Annotated in this window: 19 protein-coding genes, 1 tRNA gene and 2 pseudogenes; 9 read left to right on the top strand and 13 right to left on the bottom strand. The window is 55.1% G+C overall.

The genetic code is table 11. The features are described from left to right. Positions 1-668 precede the first annotated feature (668 nt). A tRNA-Ser gene (locus IKP20_00135) sits at positions 669-756 on the top strand. Between the two features lie 276 nt (positions 757-1,032). Here the strand turns inward: IKP20_00135 and IKP20_00130 are convergent. Genes IKP20_00130 through IKP20_00120 form a run of 3 tightly spaced genes read right to left on the bottom strand, consistent with a single transcriptional unit; the run spans position 1,033 to position 2,214 of the window. Beyond that, positions 1,033-1,383 (bottom strand): leucine-rich repeat protein, encoded by a 351-nt coding sequence (locus tag IKP20_00130; GenBank protein MBR4503390.1) that lies wholly within the window; start codon positions 1,381-1,383, stop codon positions 1,033-1,035. A gap of 42 nt (positions 1,384-1,425) precedes the next feature. Then, positions 1,426-1,731 carry a helix-turn-helix transcriptional regulator gene (locus IKP20_00125; protein MBR4503389.1) on the bottom strand — a complete coding sequence of 102 codons (306 nt, stop codon included), beginning with the start codon at positions 1,729-1,731 and terminating at the stop codon, positions 1,426-1,428. Between the two features lie 3 nt (positions 1,732-1,734). Continuing rightward, a complete protein-coding gene (locus IKP20_00120) occupies positions 1,735-2,214 on the bottom strand; it encodes a hypothetical protein (protein MBR4503388.1) in 480 nt (159 codons plus the stop codon). 156 nt (positions 2,215-2,370) lie between these two features. Between IKP20_00120 and IKP20_00115 the strand changes: the two genes are divergently transcribed. The 5 genes and pseudogenes from IKP20_00115 (at position 2,371) to IKP20_00095 (ending at position 7,658) form a co-directional block, all read left to right on the top strand. After that, positions 2,371-2,961, top strand: coding sequence for a hypothetical protein (locus tag IKP20_00115; protein ID MBR4503387.1), 591 nt, complete (start codon positions 2,371-2,373; stop codon positions 2,959-2,961). Positions 2,962-3,090: 129 nt separating this feature from the next. Beyond that, entirely contained in the window at positions 3,091-4,773 is a 1,683-nt protein-coding gene (locus tag IKP20_00110; protein MBR4503386.1) for a Na/Pi cotransporter family protein, read from the top strand. Positions 4,774-4,851: 78 nt separating this feature from the next. After that, positions 4,852-5,592 (top strand): annotated as a pseudogene (locus IKP20_00105) (isopentenyl phosphate kinase family protein). 30 nt (positions 5,593-5,622) lie between these two features. Further along, complete coding sequence (gene fni, locus IKP20_00100; protein MBR4503385.1) at positions 5,623-6,675, top strand: type 2 isopentenyl-diphosphate Delta-isomerase; 1,053 nt, start codon at positions 5,623-5,625, stop codon at positions 6,673-6,675. Beyond that, positions 6,675-7,658, top strand: a complete 984-nt coding sequence (locus IKP20_00095) for a polyprenyl synthetase family protein (GenBank protein ID MBR4503384.1) — start codon at positions 6,675-6,677, stop codon at positions 7,656-7,658. The genes fni and IKP20_00095 overlap by 1 nt, the downstream gene beginning before the upstream one ends. A gap of 3 nt (positions 7,659-7,661) precedes the next feature. Here the strand turns inward: IKP20_00095 and radB are convergent, their stop codons facing one another. The 3 genes from radB to IKP20_00080 all read right to left on the bottom strand — a co-directional run bounded on the left by radB (position 7,662) and on the right by IKP20_00080 (position 9,392). Further along, the gene (radB, locus tag IKP20_00090; protein ID MBR4503383.1) at positions 7,662-8,318 is read right to left on the bottom strand and encodes a DNA repair and recombination protein RadB; all 657 of its coding nucleotides are present in this window, start codon (positions 8,316-8,318) and stop codon (positions 7,662-7,664) included. Between the two features lie 70 nt (positions 8,319-8,388). Continuing rightward, positions 8,389-8,712, bottom strand: coding sequence for a hypothetical protein (locus IKP20_00085; GenBank protein ID MBR4503382.1), 324 nt, complete (start codon positions 8,710-8,712; stop codon positions 8,389-8,391). Then, positions 8,712-9,392: a TIGR00266 family protein gene (locus IKP20_00080; protein ID MBR4503381.1), complete on the bottom strand. Its 681-nt coding sequence runs from the start codon at positions 9,390-9,392 to the stop codon at positions 8,712-8,714. Before IKP20_00080 ends, IKP20_00085 begins: the two co-directional genes overlap by 1 nt. Positions 9,393-9,433: 41 nt before the next feature. On the opposite strand from IKP20_00080, the gene IKP20_00075 reads away from it, so the two are divergent. Next, positions 9,434-10,051, top strand: coding sequence for a Kae1-associated serine/threonine protein kinase (locus IKP20_00075; protein MBR4503380.1), 618 nt, complete (start codon positions 9,434-9,436; stop codon positions 10,049-10,051). Next, positions 10,048-10,608, top strand: coding sequence for an RdgB/HAM1 family non-canonical purine NTP pyrophosphatase (gene rdgB / locus IKP20_00070; protein MBR4503379.1), 561 nt, complete (start codon positions 10,048-10,050; stop codon positions 10,606-10,608). The genes IKP20_00075 and rdgB overlap by 4 nt, the downstream gene beginning before the upstream one ends. A 26-nt stretch (positions 10,609-10,634) precedes the next feature. Here the strand turns inward: rdgB and IKP20_00065 are convergent, their stop codons facing one another. From IKP20_00065 to IKP20_00055, 3 genes are read right to left on the bottom strand one after another with little or no spacing between them, the layout of a single operon-like run. Continuing rightward, positions 10,635-11,027, bottom strand: coding sequence for a hypothetical protein (locus tag IKP20_00065; GenBank protein ID MBR4503378.1), 393 nt, complete (start codon positions 11,025-11,027; stop codon positions 10,635-10,637). 23 nt (positions 11,028-11,050) lie between these two features. Further along, positions 11,051-12,325: a phosphoglycerate kinase gene (locus tag IKP20_00060; protein MBR4503377.1), complete on the bottom strand. Its 1,275-nt coding sequence runs from the start codon at positions 12,323-12,325 to the stop codon at positions 11,051-11,053. A gap of 2 nt (positions 12,326-12,327) precedes the next feature. Then, entirely contained in the window at positions 12,328-13,347 is a 1,020-nt protein-coding gene (locus IKP20_00055) for a type II glyceraldehyde-3-phosphate dehydrogenase (GenBank protein MBR4503376.1), read from the bottom strand. Between the two features lie 94 nt (positions 13,348-13,441). Here IKP20_00055 and IKP20_00050 point away from each other — a divergent pair, with 94 nt between their 5' ends. Then, complete coding sequence (locus tag IKP20_00050) at positions 13,442-14,077, top strand: metallophosphoesterase family protein (protein MBR4503375.1); 636 nt, start codon at positions 13,442-13,444, stop codon at positions 14,075-14,077. Positions 14,078-14,131: 54 nt separating this feature from the next. On the opposite strand, the gene IKP20_00045 is transcribed toward IKP20_00050, so the two are convergent. From IKP20_00045 to IKP20_00030, 4 genes and pseudogenes are all read right to left on the bottom strand, one after another. Beyond that, positions 14,132-15,211, bottom strand: coding sequence for an iron ABC transporter permease (locus IKP20_00045; GenBank protein MBR4503374.1), 1,080 nt, complete (start codon positions 15,209-15,211; stop codon positions 14,132-14,134). A gap of 1 nt (position 15,212) precedes the next feature. Further along, positions 15,213-16,301, bottom strand: coding sequence for an iron ABC transporter permease (locus IKP20_00040; protein ID MBR4503373.1), 1,089 nt, complete (start codon positions 16,299-16,301; stop codon positions 15,213-15,215). A gap of 61 nt (positions 16,302-16,362) precedes the next feature. After that, positions 16,363-17,133, bottom strand: a pseudogene (locus tag IKP20_00035) (ABC transporter ATP-binding protein). A 129-nt stretch (positions 17,134-17,262) separates the two neighbouring features. Beyond that, positions 17,263-17,767 (bottom strand): hypothetical protein (locus IKP20_00030; GenBank protein ID MBR4503372.1); only part of this gene is annotated, 505 nt, incomplete at its 5' end.

Genomic DNA, 17,767 nt, shown 5'->3' with positions numbered 1-17,767 from the left:
CTCGCATGTCTTAATCGAATTCCTATAGCGGTGGCCGCCGGCAGGATCAACCGGAGTCGAATCTTCGACTGAAATTCGTCTCTGATGGATGAAATGGAAATGGCAGCTTGACCATGTTTCACCGCTGTCCCGCTGGACGGCACGCTGAATGGTCCGTCTAGCGGAACATTCGTAGCATCGAACGTCAGAACCCATGAGGGCACGGCGGGCGGTATCCCCGTCGGAGTTCATGGTCCTCCATATCGCATGAGATGCCTTGTGCATCTCGCGCATCTCCGTGTATATCGGTTGACTATTTAACACTTTGTATTTTCTCCAATAACGAGACAGTTTGAGAAAACAATATTGAGAGTGAAAATCCTGGAGTCAAAACACCTTGTCCAGACACTTATGGCGCAGTTTGTTGAAAAAGGATTTATGATGTGTAATTTCCCCTCGATGTGAATGCACCTAATTGCACCCAATCTCCGATTGTTGCTCCTGATTTTTGTGACATGACCCTCCAATCCAGACTCAGTTCGATCGTCACTGATCTGTAAGGAGCCCAATCATCAACTTGTCCCAAAGATTTCGACTTCTTCTCTGGACATCAAGTTGAATGCCTAACTGAATTAGGCCTTTCATTCACACAAATATTTAATAATCAATTCAATGTTAAGGCGCTTGCTGTGGAGATGGCCCAGCCTGGTAAGGCGTAGGACTGCTAATCCTATGTCGCTATGCGACCCGAGGGTTCGAATCCCCCTCTCCACGCCATTTTTGCTTCTGGCTCTCGATTCAATTATTCCAGTGTTGTATCCATATAAGACACATTTCAACACTCCTGGATAGTGACCCTTGTCCGTATTAGACCAGGGCAACCGCCTGCGCCTGCAGGAGTACATCATTGCTGGCAAGTGAATTCGGACGGAAAAAAGGCGATAACGCGACTCTGTTCCAGCTTCAGCCTTAAACTTCTGAAGTATCTTTCGGTTCAGAGTCGCTATTTATCACCGGGTAAATAGTTTAGCCGGGAGTATCCCAGCCTTATGGTTAGTTCTCAGGCAACTCAGAGAGGATTTTGCCAGAGCCCTCGAAAGTCTTTCCGGCGAGATCCTGAGCGGACACAGGGATCCTGTTTTCGCCGGCGTCCCAGAACGAGTACCTGAAAAAGGCCTTCGGATCGACGGATTCCAGGCCGCCGCCAAATGTGACTTCCCTCAGGTCGTTCCCGGTGAAGGCGCCGTAGCCGATCTTGGTCGCGGAGGACAGGTTGGCCTTGGTCAGGGCGCATCCGTAGAAGGCGTGCTTCCCGACCGACCCCACTCCGGACGTGGCCTTGGACGAAGCGATGATGATTCTGAGACATTGGAGGGGGATTGATCGGAACGCATTTTTGGAGATCTGGCTGCTGGGGGTTCGAGTGTCCCCTCTCCAGGCCGATTATTATATCAAAAATAGTCTGCAAAACCTCTGTCTGCATCGATTTTTTCTTCGGGTGGAATCCAGCGTTTCAGAATCCGCATAGGATTCTTCGTCTCCGCCTTCCTCCCTCCTGAACTCCAAAAGATCTCCCGGCTGGCAATCGAGGACGTCGCATATCGCTTCCAGAGTGGAGAGCCTGATCGCGCTCACCTTGCCCGTTTTCAACTTGGACAGATTCACGTTGGTGATGCCAACCCTCTTCGAAAGCTCGACGAGAGTGATTTTCTTGTCCAGCATCACATGGTCTAGGCGTATCACTATCGGCATTTCTCACACCAGATCCTGCACCTCTGCTTGAAGCGTAGAACCGTACTTGAATATCTTATATATCGCCAACAGCACCACCGCCGCAATCAGCGCATCGATCGAAAAAGAAAAACTCTTTTCCAACGCCGTCTCGCTGAAGAATATCGTTGCCTGAACCACGATAGACAGCACGATCTTGGCTGCGACCACGACTGCCATCAGAAAGAACGAACGTGCGTTATCCTCCTCGAACGGCGGGATTCCGGACCTGATCCTTCTGATCACCCCGTCGATCAGAGCCAGCACACCGATTATAGCCACGATGCTCAGAAGCCAATCGACTTCGTTGCCCGAGGGGACCCCATAGCGGTCGATTGTTTTGGACATTCCCTGAAGCACAGCCGCAAACCCTGCCGCGAAAAGAATTCCTAAAACTATCAGGAACCAGTGCGCAACCGTCCATACCCTCCTTCCCTTGCGTTCGTCGATCCCGCATTCGTCCATGTTTAAGGATAGTGTTCTGAAATATTAATGTTTTATGACAATTAATTATTGTAAATCAAATTATTATTATCGAGATACATTAACAAATAGCATCATTTTTAAATACTCAGAACCCCTCCCATCGCACGAGGGCGAAAGCCCCGCGGAAGTGATAACGTGAGTGTGAGCAAAACCGACGTGATCATCGCAATCGCGACGCTCGTGGCTCTCCTTTCCGTCGCCGCCGTCGCAATCAGCCTCGTCGCCATGGACCATGAAACCGCAGGCGAAAGCATCGTCAGCGAACCGCAGCAGATCGAAGTCAAAGTGGGAGAACCGAAATACATCCATGGCTACGGAGACGGCGTATTCTGCCAATGGCCCTCAGTCTTCATGGTAAACTCGGTAACGATAAACGACGTGTATAAAGGCAGCCAACCCAGCTTGGAAATAAGCATCCAAGTGCCGCACTCCGAGATGGAATTCAGATACTTGGAGGTCGAATACAGCTCTCCCGACGCCAGTTTCGTCTCGGTCATGTGGGGCAACGGATTCCGCGTCGAAGACGACGAAACCTCCGGCTGCGGCAGATTCACGCTGCTCAAAGGAGATTTGAGCGCGCAAAGCACCCAAAATTTCGATTTGGACTTCTGTCTGGACAGCGATGATATATACATCACCTTCAAAATCGGCCGCTCCGACGGAAAGGTCATCGAGGAACGTGTCTACCCTTGCTCCTACCATCTGATCAGAAGCGCTTCCTCCTGACGGATTCCCGACGATCATGCGGAATCCCCTCCAAAAACCGGCCATCCGAAAGCCTGGCTTCCGCGGGACGGCTGGCCGACACTTCAATTTATTATATTACTAACCTATAATCAATCCAGAAGTGCCCATATGGACGCCGCAATGATAGCAACAGCCGTGCTCACGCTGGCCGCAGGGATCGGAGTTTTCCTCATAGCCTGCAACACTATGAGCTCCAACTTGGAATCCATCTGCAGCACCAGACTGAAGAGCCTATTCTCCAAAGCATCCGACAAGAAGCTGGTCGGCGTAGCTATAGGGACGGTGAGCACCGCGGCCATACAAAGCTCCGGAGCGATGACCGTTCTGGTTATAGGTTTCGTCAACGCCGGGATCATGTCTCTGACCCTCGCGGCAGCGATAATCTACGGCGCCAACATAGGGACGACTATAACCGCGCAGATAGTGGCGCTGGGGATGTTCGGCTCCGGCACGATATCTCTCACCCTGATATTCGCCGCCGTCACGGGGATAGGCGCGTTCATGGTCGCCTTCGGGAAAAAAGACTCCGTGAAAAGATGGGGGGGCGTCATCGGCGGATTCGGATTGCTGTTCGTGGGCCTGAGCATGATGAGCGGTTCCATGGAGGATTTCGCTCAGCTCGATGAGGTGAAGAATTTCCTCGCCAGCATCGATAACCTGATCATCCTGGTTCTTTTGGGAGCGCTTCTGACGGCGATAGTCCAAAGCTCATCCGTCATGACCTCGGTGGCCATCGCGATGCTTGCCGCCGGGCTCATCGATTTGGAGCAGGGGATCTACCTGACCATGGGATCCAACATCGGATCCTGCATAGTGTCTATCCTTGCGGGAATGTCCAGCGGCCTCAACGCGAAAAGGACGGCGCTAATGCATCTCACGTTCAACGTGATAGGCGTGACACTGTTCGTCATCGCGGGCTACGCCATCGGATTCATCTCAGGCGGCGGCATCACATATGAATCCATATTCGGATCGATGTTCCCGAACGCCCCCACCCAGCTGGCCATGTTCCACACCTTCTTCAACGTCATGACCGTCATCATAATGCTTCCTCTCACGTCAAAACTGGTTTCCTTCGTATGCAAGGCGATACCCGACAAAGGAGAGAAGACCACTTCGGAGAACGAAGGGCCACGCCTCTTCTTCATCAACGATTATATGCTGAAGACCCCGCCCATAGCCGTGCTGGAAGTGAAGAATGAGATCATGAACATGGCCAAGATCGCGATGGACAACGTCAACCTCGCCTGCCATATGGTATCCACGCTGGATTTCAGCGAGGAAAAGACGTTCCGGGCCAATGAGAAAGAGCTCAATTTCCTCAAAAAGCAGATCACCAAATTCCTTGTGAAACTTTCCAACCTCCAGCTGAGCGGAAGGGACAACGCGTACGTCTCCACCGGATTCCGCACCGTGACCGATCTGGAAAGGATCGGCGACTATGCGGAGAACATAGTGGAGTACGCCGAGAAGCTTTCCGCCCTCGAAGACAGATTCTCCGACGCCGCCCTCCAGGAGATAGAGGACGTCAGACTCCTCATAGAGCAGCTGTACGAGAAGATAATGAAGGCCTACGCCGAAGCCGACAGGGATATCCTCAGGGAAGCCATGGCCATCGAGGACAAGATCGACGACCTCACCGACAAGATGTCCGCCGACCACATCGAAAGGCTGAACGAAGGCGTCTGCAAGCCTGACGTCGGCGCGGAGTATCTTTCCCTGGCTTCGGACACGGAAAGGATAGCGGACCATTTCGTCAACGTCGGGAAGACCATAAAGGAATATGCCTGAGTCAGAATCCAGATCATCCGTCGATCGACGTACTCGGGATTCGCATCTGATTTTATAGGTGAACCCTATCATCAGCCGATGATACTGATCAAGCTCGGAGGCAGCGTGATCACAGACAAAACGCAGTACCGCACGTTCAGCCGGGATTCCGTCTCGCGCCTCTGCAGAGAGATCTCTGCTTCGGGGAGAGACTGCCTTGTGGTTCACGGGGCCGGCTCGTTCGGACATGTGCTGGCGAAGAGATTCTCGATCCAGGACGGATTCACCGGCAAAGAGCAGATACCTGCGGTCGCGAAGGTCCAGCATGACGTCAGAGAGCTCAGCTCGATGGTTGTCGGGGAGCTCATAGACGCCGGGATCCCAGCGGTCTCGGTGCCCCCGGGATCCTGCTTCGTCATGGACGGAGGAAGACTGGAAGTCGGGAACGGGGATGCCATTAGGGCGCTGAAAGACATGGGCATAATGCCGGTCATGTTCGGCGACGTGGTCATGGACAGGAAAAAAGGGTTCGGGATATGCTCTGGCGACCAGGCCATGGAAGTTCTGGCCCGCATCTTCGAGCCGGAGCTGTCGATCTTCGTTTCGGACATCGACGGCCTCTACCTTTCCGACCCCAAGAAAGATCCGGACGCTGAATTCATTCCGGAAGTCACGGAAGAGACCCTGGAAAGGATATCTTCGGAGCAATCCGCGGACGACGTCACCGGAGGGGTCGCCGGAAAAATGAGATCGATGCTTTCGATGTGCGCCGAGGGAAGGGAGTGCATCCTTCTGAACGGCACGGTCCCCGGCAGGCTCCTGTCCGCGCTCAACGGGAAAAGATCAGATGCACAACAGCGAGGGTCTGATATGGCTATACAGAACAGAAAGAACGACCACATCAGGATCTGCGTCGAAGAGAGGACCGCCCCAGGATACTGCTATTGGGACGATGTGAGACTGATCCACAACGCCCTTCCGGAGATAGACGGGGACTCGATCGACATGTCCTGCGAGATCTTCGGCAGAAAGCTGGAATTCCCGCTGATCGTGACCGCTATAACCGGCGGATTCGATGGGGCCAAGAAAATCAACGGGAACATCGCCGAAGCGTGCGCCGAGCTTGGCATCGGGATGGGAGTCGGGAGCGAACGCGCAGGGATATCCGGCGTCTGCCCGGAAAGCTACTCCGTCGTGAAGGATTACGGCGTGCCTTTGGTCATCGGGAACGTGGGCGCTCCCCAGCTGATAGAGCAGAGAGGGAAGAAAGCCTTCTCCAAGGAGGACATCGAAGCGGCGATGGATCTGGTCGGCGCAGATATGCTCGCCATCCATCTGAACTTCCTTCAGGAGATCGTCCAGCCTGAGGGCGACACGAACGCATGCGGCTGCCGCGACGCGATACGCTCCCTCGCCAGGGATTTCCCGGCGATCGTCAAGGAAACCGGCGGCGGAATCTCCAAAGACGTGGCCGTCAGACTGAAAGGCATCGGAATCCAAGGGATCGACATCGCAGGGATGGGCGGGACCAGCTTCGCTGCCGTCGAGCTTCACCGCGCTATGGATGCCGGCGATTACATCAGGACCAACATGGGCGAAACCTTCTTGGATTGGGGCATACCCGCGCCTGTTTCCCTCTGCGAAGCCAAATGCAGCGGCCTTCCGCTGATCGCTTCCGGAGGCATCCTCGACGGGATACACGTGGCCTCTTCGGTCGCTATGGGGGCTTCCTGCGCGGGCGTCGCCAATGCCGTCCTGAGGGAAGCCTGCGAATCCGCCGAGGCCGTCAAACGCAAACTCACTTTGATCAGGGAAGAGCTCAGGGCCGCGATGCTGCTCACCGGCTCCCCCGACTTGAAAGCGCTCTCCAAGGCCAAGCACGTGGTCCTTGGGGAAACCAGACAGTGGATGGAATCCATATGATCGATGCAAGAGAATATCTGAGGAAAAGGTCCGCCCAACTGGACGGGCCCATTCGCGACTTTATAAAGGACGAAGAGCCGTCCAACCTCATAGAGGCGTCCAGGCAGTATCCGTACGCCGGAGGGAAGAGGATGCGCCCTGCGATGGTCTTGGCCTCCTGCGGAGCCGTCGGCGGAAACGCCATGGATGCGATGCCGCTTGCGGTTGCCATAGAATACATCCACAATTTCACGCTGATCCACGACGACCTGATGGACGGGGACGAAGTCCGCAGGGGGATGAGAACCATCCACGTGGGATATGGGATGCCGACCGCGGTTCTCGCCGGGGACTGGCTGTTCTCGAAGGCGTGCGAGATAATCAGCAACATGGACCTCCCTCCGGAGAAAGTCGTTAGGATTCTGAGATACGTTACAACCGCTGTCTGCGACCTCGGGCGCGGCCAGCAGATGGACGTCAACAACGAGGGCAAGATCGTCTCCGAAGAATACTACATCGAGACGATAAAGCTCAAAACCAGCGTCCTGTTCGCGGCGGCGGCTGCGGGAGGAGCGATCGTAGGCGGAGCGGACGATGCCACAGCCGCGAAGATCTACGATTACGCCATCGATCTGGGGCTGGGATTCCAGATGTTCGACGACTATCTCGGGATAGCCGGCGATTCATCCAAGACCGGGAAATCGGTTGGGAACGACATACGCAAAGGGAAATGCACCTGCATGGTGACCCACGCGATCAGATCAATAAAAGATCAGAAGACTTTGGAGGAATTCAAAGGGATTCTGGGGAAGATCGATGCCACCGACGCCGAATGCGGGCGCGCCAAGCAGATTATGAAAGACGCCGGATCCATCGATTATGCGATGGACCTTGCCAAGAAGAAAATAGAGTCCGCCATCGCCAAGATAGATTTCCTCCCCGGAAGCGAGGACAAGGAATTCATGGTGGCTCTGGCTAAATTCGCCATAAACAGGGAATCCTGAGGATCAGACGTCCTCTATCCCGGTCTCGGTTATCCTGTATGGCGCCGACCTCCCTTCGGGGAGGCTCCGGTGCTTCATTATCACCGCTGCGCGCCTGCCTTCGTATCCCTTATCCAGACGCACTATAGTTTTCGCGTTGTGATGCAGGACGTGGCCCCCGAGAAACTCAACCCCGCCGTTCATATTGCTGTATACCTGCGAAGTTACCAGAACGGCTATGTCATATTTCCTGGCCATATTAAGCAGAGCTTCCGTCTGCCTGATGAAATCGTTCCTGGCCGCCCCGTCATCGTACTTCAGCCGATAGAACATGGTCAGGGAATCGATGATCACGGCGGTTATGGTCCCTGCGGAAGCGAGCTTCTCCGCCTTGTCTATGCGGTCGGACTGCTCCTCGAAACTGTGGACCTGGAAAATCAGCACGTTCTTGACCGCATCTTCCATCCCTGCGAAAACCTGGGATATGCGGTCGCCTGAGAGGCCCTCGGAATCGATGTACGCGACCCTTTCCCCTTGGGAGACGATGCTGCGGGCGAACTGCAGGCAGACGTTTGTCTTCCCCGCGCCGGCTTCGCCGTAGATGAGCGTGACGCAGCCGCCTTCGATGCCCCCTCCGAGAAGGCGATCGAACTTCTGGCAACCCAAAGGTATCCTCTTCACGGGAACCTCAATCGGCAATATGAATAAAAAGAAATTGTAAAGGGTTGGGGAAGGGGCTGCCCCCTCCCGCTCAGTTTTTGGGATCGTCAGAGGACGAATTCTCCACGGGCTTGACATCGTCCAGGCTGTAATCCACATCGGTCTGGACCACATCGCCTTTGGACATGTACATGGGAACGGCCATGATCATCATCGCCGCGTAGGCTATAACGGCCAACACTGCGAGGGCTATGACCACATACAACGCGATGGTGACAACCGATTCGAATATTCCAGGTCTGGTGAGGGCATAGATGACCAAAGCGATGAGGACCACGATGCCCGCCACTATGAGGAGGACGCCCAACCCGGACTTCCCTGTCTTGACTTTCTGCGTCTGAACCATAGGCATCATCAGCTGCTGCTCTGAGGCATGTACGGGTACAGCGACATAGCCAGATCGCCGAGGGTCATAGACTGCAGAATGATGCGGCCGGGACCGGTCAGAGTAGTCATGAACAGACCCTCCCCGCTGAAGAGGACGTTCTTCACTCCCTTGACGCTGCTGATGTCGTAAGACACGGTGTCCTGCCATGCGACCACGTGGGACGTGGAGACTTTGATTATCTCGCCGGGCTTCAGATCCATCTGGATCAGATCTCCGCACGCATGGGCGAAGACCAGTCCCTTTCCGGAAAGCTTCTGGAGAATGAGCCCTTCGCCGCCGAACAGCATGGAACCGAGCTTCTTCTGGAATGCGATGTCCAATTGGACGCTGGTCTCCGACCCGAGATACGCCGATTTCTGGCATATCCACGCGTTGTTCGTGATGTCTATGTCTATGATCTTTCCCGGCGCCTCTCCGGCGATTCCGACGGTGCCCGTGCCTCCGGTGGTCTTGAACTTTACCAAGAACATGCTGGATCCCGACAGCGAACGTTTGAGACCCGCCATGAGTCCGCCTTCCATCTTGGATTCCATCTGCACGTTCCCGGAGGTGTACACCAAAGCTCCGGCCGTGGTGGCCAGCTCCTCGTTGGGCTCCAGCTCGATGTTTACTACCTGAAGGTTGCTCCCAGAAATGTTATATTTCATAGGCTAAGAACCATTCTATATGCATAAAAACATTTAGATGCATGGAATCGGACAGACAAAGGGGGGCCGAAGCCACCATTTCCAGGGCATCGTACCTCGGACGCGAAGCCGCCTTGAAGTCCAGGCCGCCCAAATCCTACAGGCTTCCGGAGCTTGACATGCGCATAAGAACCGCCAGAACCAGAAGCGAAGCCCGCATAATGCGCGAAGCCAGGGAAGCGGGCGTGCGTACCCCATGCATCTACGACATCGACCTCAAGGAATGCTCCATCACCATGGAATATGTGCACGGAATCACCGCGAAAGAAGCCATCGACGCCCATCCAGAAGATGCGGAGAAGCTTGCGGAGATGATAGGAAAGACCGCGGCCAAACTCCATTCAGCTGGGATATGCCATGGCGATCTGACCACATCCAACATGATAGTCCGCCCTGACGGCTCCCTTTGCCTGATCGATTTTTCGATGGGATGCACAAAAGCCACCCTGGAAGACATCGGGATAGACGCCAGGCTGATGGAAAGGGCGTTCGGATCGGCCCATGCGGGACTGGAAAATGCGTTGGAAACACTTATGGACGCATATCTTTCCTCGATGCCCGATGGGAATGCGGTCAGAAAGAAACTTGAGGAGATAAGGAACAGAGGGAGATACACATGAAGCTGAAAGTGATTACGTCAAATCCCGGAAAGGTCGCGGAATACGCGAGATCGTTCTCGGAGATCGGCATCGAGATGGAGCATCTGAGACTCCCTTACGACGAAGTGCAGACATCCGATCTGAGCGAAGTTGTCGACAAAGGCATGGACGAGATAATCTCCAAAGGGGTCAGGGACTTCATCGTGGACGATTCCGGACTCTTCGTCGATGCCCTGAAGGGATTCCCGGGAGTTTGGTCGGCTTACGCGCAGAAAACCATCGGCAATGCCGGGATATTGAAGCTTATGGAAGGCGAGCAGGACCGCGGGGCTGAGTTCAGATGCTGCATCGGGTGCGACATCGCCGGCGAAAGGGTGATAGTCACCGGAATCTGCAGAGGCTACATAACGCAATCGGAAAGGGGAGCCGGGGGATTCGGTTTCGACCCCATATTCACGCCGGACGGCCGGAGGACCTTCGCGGAGATACCGATAGAGGAGAAGAACGAAGTGTCCCACAGGGGGAACGCCATAAGATTGATGATGGAAGAACTGAAAAGAAGGGGCCTTGCGGACTGATCCGCAGACCCCCGATTTTTTTCCCTTCAGTTGAGAAGGGCGGTGATGGGCGGGTTAACTACGATTATGCAGATGGCCAACGCGAGGGCCAGATAGATCAGGTAATTCCCGATCATGGATTTCGTCTCGACCATGTCGGGGCGGAATCCCATGGCGGACAGGATCTTAGGCATCAGAGCCATGACCCCGAACGACAGAAGCGTAGCCACGATCCAGAGCCAATTGATTCCGCTTCCGAATCCGAACTTGCATATCAAGCCGCCGATTATCCCTACAACGACCCCCAGAACCAGAGTCACGAGGCAGACCTTCGTCCCATAGATATCCTTCAGGATGAATTCCCTCTCGTTGAACTCGGTGGGAGTGAACTCGTAATCCTCCTCGGGTTCCTCGACGATCAGTCTCCTTTTCTTTGCCATTGCGTCCGCATCCTGCAGTTCACTTAAATAGTTATTGAGACACCTCGCGCATGCCCGCCGGAGCCGAACTTCCCCTTGGAATACTTCAGGGCCTCTATCACAGGCAAAGGTTCCCCGAGAAGGAATGTCTCCAAGGCTCCGCCGCCGGTGCTCACATAGGAGAACCTGTCGGCCAGGTCGAACCTCTCCGCCGCCCCTCCGGTATGCCCTCCGCCGATGACCGATTGCCCTCCGGAATCTACCATGGCTTCCATCAGTTTCCTGGTTCCGACAGAGAAATCCTCTTTCTCTATCATACCCGCAGGGCCAGACATGAAGCATGTCTTGGACGAGCGGATTACTTTGCCGAATTTCTCGGCCGATGCGTCCCCGATATCGAGGGCGGGCTCTTTGGTGGGCATGTCCCCTATATTGACGGAGACGCGCTTCCCGTCCCTCTCAACGGCTACGTCGACGGGGATGAGCACCTTCTGCCCGTATTTCTCCATCACATCCTTGGCGGCCTGAATATTCTCTGGGGTGAGCTCTTCGCTGAGGATCTTGGAGCTGGCCTCGCCTATATCCACGCCTCTGGCGAGAAGATATGCATTGCCGACCAGCCCGACCAGAATGACGGTGTCGGCGGTGCCGTTGCCGAGGACGCGGTCTATCATGTCCGACACGTCGCCGAACTTGGCGCCGCCCAGAATGAAAACGGAGGGTCTGCGGGGCTCGGAGAATATCGCGTTGAGGGCGAACATCTCCTTTGCCATGAGCCTGCCGGATGCCGAAGGCACTTTCGCCTGGAATCCGACGAGGGAGCATTGGGATCTGTGGGACGCTCCGAACGCATCGCATACGTAATAGTCGATCAATGGGGCCAGCGCCTTCACGATCTCCCCGTTGGCGTGCGCCTCCATGTCCCCTTTGGCGGTCTCGGAATCTATGCCGCGCACGTTGCCCAGAAGAAGGACCTCCCCGGGCTGGAGAGCTTTTATGGCGCCCACGGCTTCCTTGCCGATGACGTCGTCGACATACTTCACGGGAGCGTTGATGTGGCGGGAAAGGTACTCCGAGTGCTGCTTCAGACCTATGAAATCCCACTTCCCTTTCCTGCTCTGGTGGGCCAGGATAACAAGCTTCGCGTTCTTTCCCATCAGCTCCCTGACGGTGGGGACAACCCTCCTTATCCTGGAGTCGTTGACGATCTTCAGGGTCTGCTTGTCCAGGGGGCAATTGATGTCTACCCTGAGAAGGACCGTCTTGCCCCTGTAATCGAAATCCTCCAGCGTGTTGAAATCCTTCGCCGTGGGGAACACCTTCAGCTTTTGGAAATGCCGAGGGCCGCGTTGGTCTTCGCTACGGATTTGGACGGGTCTTTCTCGGCTTTGCACATGGACCTGATGCAATCGACATTCTCAGGGATTACGTCCGACTCTTGGTGGACGGCCTGGTAGTAATACAAGGTGTTCCCGACCACTTTGATGCCGTCCTCCCAGACGACTATCTCATACATGTCAGACCTGTCGCGCCCGAGGTCCCTGGCGAACTCCATGATCTGGGCGGTGGTTTTGATGCCGTCCTTTGATTTCACCAGCCTCACGCGTGACGCGTTCTTCAGGACGTTTATGACTTCCTCCGTGGTCGTCTCGGCTTCCAGCTTGGCGACGACCGTGTGGACGTGCATGAGGGTGGTAGACGCTTTGATGGCCATGGTACTGATGCTGAGCCAAGGCATGATGCTCTGGACGTCGGGGCCGTGATGGGTCGGAAGGCTGACGGAAGGCTCGAGCCCGTTGATGGGGCCGTTCTTGCTGTCCCCGGGATCGGCCGCGCGCCTGACTATCGTCACATAGGCATCCTTGATCTTGAACGCCTTGTCGATGGGATTCAGAGTCCTGAGAAGCCCCGTGGTGTTGCATGAGACCACGCGCGAGAGCTGTGCGCCCCACGACTCGGAATAGTTGGCAGTAGAATTGAAAGAGATCCCGGTCAGGCTGTGGTCCTCTCCGCCCTGGAATATGGCTTTGACTCCGGCGGCCTTGTACATGTCCCTATAATATTCCCCCACATTCCCGGGGGTGCAGTCGACGACGATGTCGACCTTCGATAATAAATCCTTCAGGGTCCCGGCTATCTTCACGCCGGCTTTATTGAACGCTTCGACGCTTTCGTCGGGGACGTAGAGGTCATATCCCTTATTGAGCGCCGAGAGAGCCTCAAAATTCGGCCTGGTCTTGGTGACCCCGACCAGCTCCATGTCTTCCTGCGCGGCAACGGCGGATGCGACCCTCTTTCCGATGGTCCCATATCCGTTCACTCCGACCCTGATTTTCGCCATGATAATACCTATGGTACGCTAATCATATCTCATTAAAAAAATCTATTGAGCCGCCGCTGTCAATAGTTAAGTACGCTTTCGCGGATGTCTGGGCATGAGATTCCTCGTCATAACGGACCTGCATCAAAAAAGGGCCGATGTGGGCTGGATAAATGAAGAAATCGCCGCTCACAAAGCGGAATTCGTGCTTTTCCTCGGAGATATTACCAATTTCGGAACCAAGAAGCTGGCCAAGGAAATCATCTCGAAAATCGATTCCAAAGTCTATGCCATACCCGGAAACTGCGACCCTCTCGACCTTCCCGAAGGCATCAAGGATGTGGCCGTGGACATGCACGGCAATGCGGCAGAAGTCGGCGGATACAGGATAGTAGGGCTCGGTGGATCGAACATAACGATCTTCCACACCGCGTTCGAGCTTGAGGAGGACGAACTTTACAACGGCCTGAAGAAGAACACCTCGGAAGGTATGATCCTGATGACCCACGCGCCTTCATACGGCATATTGGATCAGATACCCTCCGGCATCAGCGTCGGTAGCCGCGCTATCAAAAGGATCGTGGACGAATACCACCCGATCCTCGCGCTGTCCGGGCACATTCACGAGGCCTCCGGGATTGTCGAACAGGACGGCACAGTGTTCGTGAACCCCGGTCCCGCCAAAGAGAAGAAATTCGCCGTCATCGACATCGACGGCGGAAAAGTCAGAGCAGAAATTCTCAAACACTGAAAGGAGGGTTTCCCCTCCCATTTTATATGTGGGACGGGCCGGAGCCCGATTCCCTCAGAAAGCCGCGTTCTTCCTCTGCCTGTACAGGATATAGATGAACAGCGGGCTCCCGATCAGCGCCGTGATGGTCCCTACCGGAAGGGCTCCGGGAAGAAGCCTGACGGCAACATCGGACACCAGAACCAGCAGAGCGCCTACGACGGCGGCCGTGGGTATCAGAATCTTGTTGTCGCTTCCTACGAACAGCCTCGCAATATGCGGCGCAACCAGCCCCACGAAACCTATGGATCCGGTGAAACACACGCATATCGCGGTGGCGACGGACATGACCATGAAGCAGATTACCCTGAGCCTTATGGGATTGACCCCCAGACTCTTTGACATGTTGTCCCCTGCGGTCATGACGTTTATCTTGTTGGCGACGACCATGCCGAATATCAGGATCAATATGAACCCGATGAGGATCGGATACGAATCCGCCAGATCCATCCTCGAAAGCGTCCCTATGCTCCATTCATAAATCTCGTGGAGGTCCTCCGCCTCGGAATTGTATTTTATGAAGGTCGTGAACGCCGAGAACATGTACATCAGGCCTATGCCCACGAGAATCATCATCGTCGGGCTCATCTTCTTGAACGTAGAGACGAAGATGATGGCGAGGGCGGGCACCATGGCGAACACGAACGCATTGATGATCATCGACGCGTCGCTATCGCCGTTCACTATCGGGATAATGCATATGCCGTAGCTGATCGATATGGCCACTCCGAACAGAGCCGCAGAGGATATACCGATGGTGTACGGATCTGTCAGCGGGTTCCTGGTTATGGACTGCATCATGGCACCGCAGATAGCCAGAGTAGCTCCGACGCCGATGCCGCCGATGGTCCTTGGCACGGTGCTGTCCATGATCCTCTTGTCCGTCATCCACGCCATATAATCGGCGGATTTCTCGGGGATGTTGCCGCTTATGTGGTTGGACAGGAAGGCGATGACATCGTCCATGGAGATGCCGAACTTGTCCACGGAAAGGGAATACACGGCGATGACGGCGACTATCGCTATGAATACGAAAATCCACAGCGCGCGCTTATGGGCTTTGGCACGGTATTCCGCCACTTTTTCGGAGCGCATATCACCACACCCCGCTTTTCTGTCTGATGATCAGATACAGGAAAATTGGCGCCCCGACGAATGACGTCACAACGCCCACAGGTATGTCGGAACCCACGTCTATGTAACGGCTGAGTATGTCGCATGCCAATAGGAAAAACGCGCCAAGCGCCACGGAACCGGGAATAAGATAGCGGTTGTCCGAGCCGATGACCATCCTCACCATATGCGGGATGACCAATCCGACGAACCCGACTATACCGACGTAGCTGACGATGGTGGCGGCAATGAACGACAGCACCACCAGACAGAGTATCCTGAGCCTCTCGCTGTTCATCCCGAGGGATTTCGCATCCTTATCATCGAGAGACATGAGATTGAGCTTGTTGGACAGCGGCAGAATGATGGCGATTCCTGCGACGACAGCCACGGTCATGAACGGAAGAGAATCCCAGCTCAGATCCACGAAGGAACCGACCTGCCACCGATACACAATGGACAGGTTCTCCTCGTTGGTGGAAACCATGAGAATGGATGTCAGCGCATTGAACAGATATGACACCGCGACTCCGGCCAGAATCAGGGTGGAAGGCGATCTGCGGAAGAATGGCGAGAACAGCACAATGACGGCCACAGGGACCATTGCAAGAACGACCGCGTTGGTCACAATGCCGACGTCCGAGAATCCGCCTCCGCCGATGGAGAATCCGAGAGCTGTAGCAATTGCGACACCGAACAGAGCCCCCGAGGACACTCCTGTGGTATACGGATCGGCCAGCGGGTTCTTCATCACGCTCTGCATGATCGCACCTGCGATAGCCAGCCCGGCACCGCACACGATGCATAGCAGAGCCCTAGGCACGCGGTAATTCCAAATGATATTGTCATTGAAGAAATCCGGGCGCTGCTCTACCTTGTCATAGGTGACTCCCTGGATGTGTTTGATGAAATAGTCGAACACCTCCGCGACGGACAGGTCCCTGGTGCCGATCTGAAGGGAGACCCAGAAAAGCAGGAAGGTCGCGATTATGAGGGCCGATATGAACAGGATCTTGCGCCCGATGTATTGCCCGTATTCCTCTTTGAAATCGGCCTGAACTTGGTCGGCCATGGAAAACACCCTCGCAATTCGGGGATACGCAGATGGCTCCATCCGGAAGTGGGCCGCATTCGTCCGATTCCAGATCTTTCATCACCAAGTGAGGCCTTCCGCCATCGTCTATGACCTCGGAATCCACGCCGTAAACAGTGAGGACATTCTCTTTCGTGAGGACTTCCGCGGGAGTACCGACCGCGAAAATTGTGCCTTCATACATCAGGATGATGCTGTCGGAATACTTCGAAGCGATATTGAGATCATGGCTGATCATTATGACCAGGATCCCCTCGTCGCGCGAAAGCTTCTTGAGAAGGCGGGATATCCCCAGCTGATGCTTGACGTCCAGATTGGATGTCGGCTCGTCGAGGAGAAGCACCTTAGGTTTCTGTACCAAGCCCCTCGCCAGCATCACTTTCTGGTGCTGCCCTGCCGAAAGCTCATTGAACGAGCGCATAGCCAGATCCTCGATGCCAAGCTTGGTCAGGGTGTCATAGACTATCTCCAGGTCCTCGTCGGAGGTCTTCCATCCGGCATGCGGATGCCTTCCCATCAGGACTGTATCGACGACGCTGAGAGGAAAAGTGTCCGAAGAGGAGTAAGGGACATATCCGATTTCCCTTGCCATCTCTTTCAGCGAATAATCCCTGACATTCTTCCCGTCGAGGAATACGGTTCCCGAGGTGGGCTCCAGAATCTTGTTGATGCAATGTATCAGCGTGGATTTCCCAACCCCGTTTGGCCCCAATATCGAGACGAACTGCGGCTCTTCGATATCGAGGCTTATGCCCTTCAGCACTGGGACCGAAGCATAGCTGAAGGCCATACCGTTAATTTCTATTTGCATGGTACCCGTGGATAATACTGCCAAGTAGATTTTATACGTTTGCTGTGAAGGGCATGGCAGAACCATAATAACGGCCCCCATGCGGAGGCCATATGGAAGTGGCCCGGGGAATCCCCGGGCGTTTCGGCGTCACTTGTGGATGACGAAGGTCATCGAGGAGATGTCCAGCTTGTCGCCGTTGAAGAATTTGTCGACGAGCTGCTGGTGCAGGGCGTCGGCGAATCCGGCGGAGACGATGTCCGGATGGAGAATCTCAGCGGCGTAGGCGACCCTGAGAGGCACGGGCATTCCGCCGCAAATTATGAACTGGCCGTCGGTGCCGTTCACCCAGTCGGCGAAGGGCGCGGTGTAGTCGCTCCACTTCTTGTCGAAGTCCTCGGTTCCGTCGTAGAAGTTGCCGGTCCTGAGGTGCAGGATGCGGTCGAAATTATAGAGGGTGGTGTTGAGCACCTGGGGGTAGTCGACGAGCTTGATGCTGGTCGTGGTCCCGGTATCCATGCTCTCGAGCGCGTACACCCCTCCTGCGAGGCGCCCGACGTTGTTGTAGTCGGAGTCCCCGACGGAGATGTATCCGGTCATGCTCGAGGCGATGAAGGGGACCTTGTCGGCCTCGGAGAGGCCGGCGAGCTTCGCG

Source organism: Candidatus Methanomethylophilaceae archaeon, from assembly GCA_017524805.1.
Lineage (GTDB): Archaea > Thermoplasmatota > Thermoplasmata > Methanomassiliicoccales > Methanomethylophilaceae > Methanoprimaticola.
The sequence above is the reverse complement of the archived record's forward strand: the minus strand, read 5'-3'. Positions and strand labels throughout refer to the sequence as shown.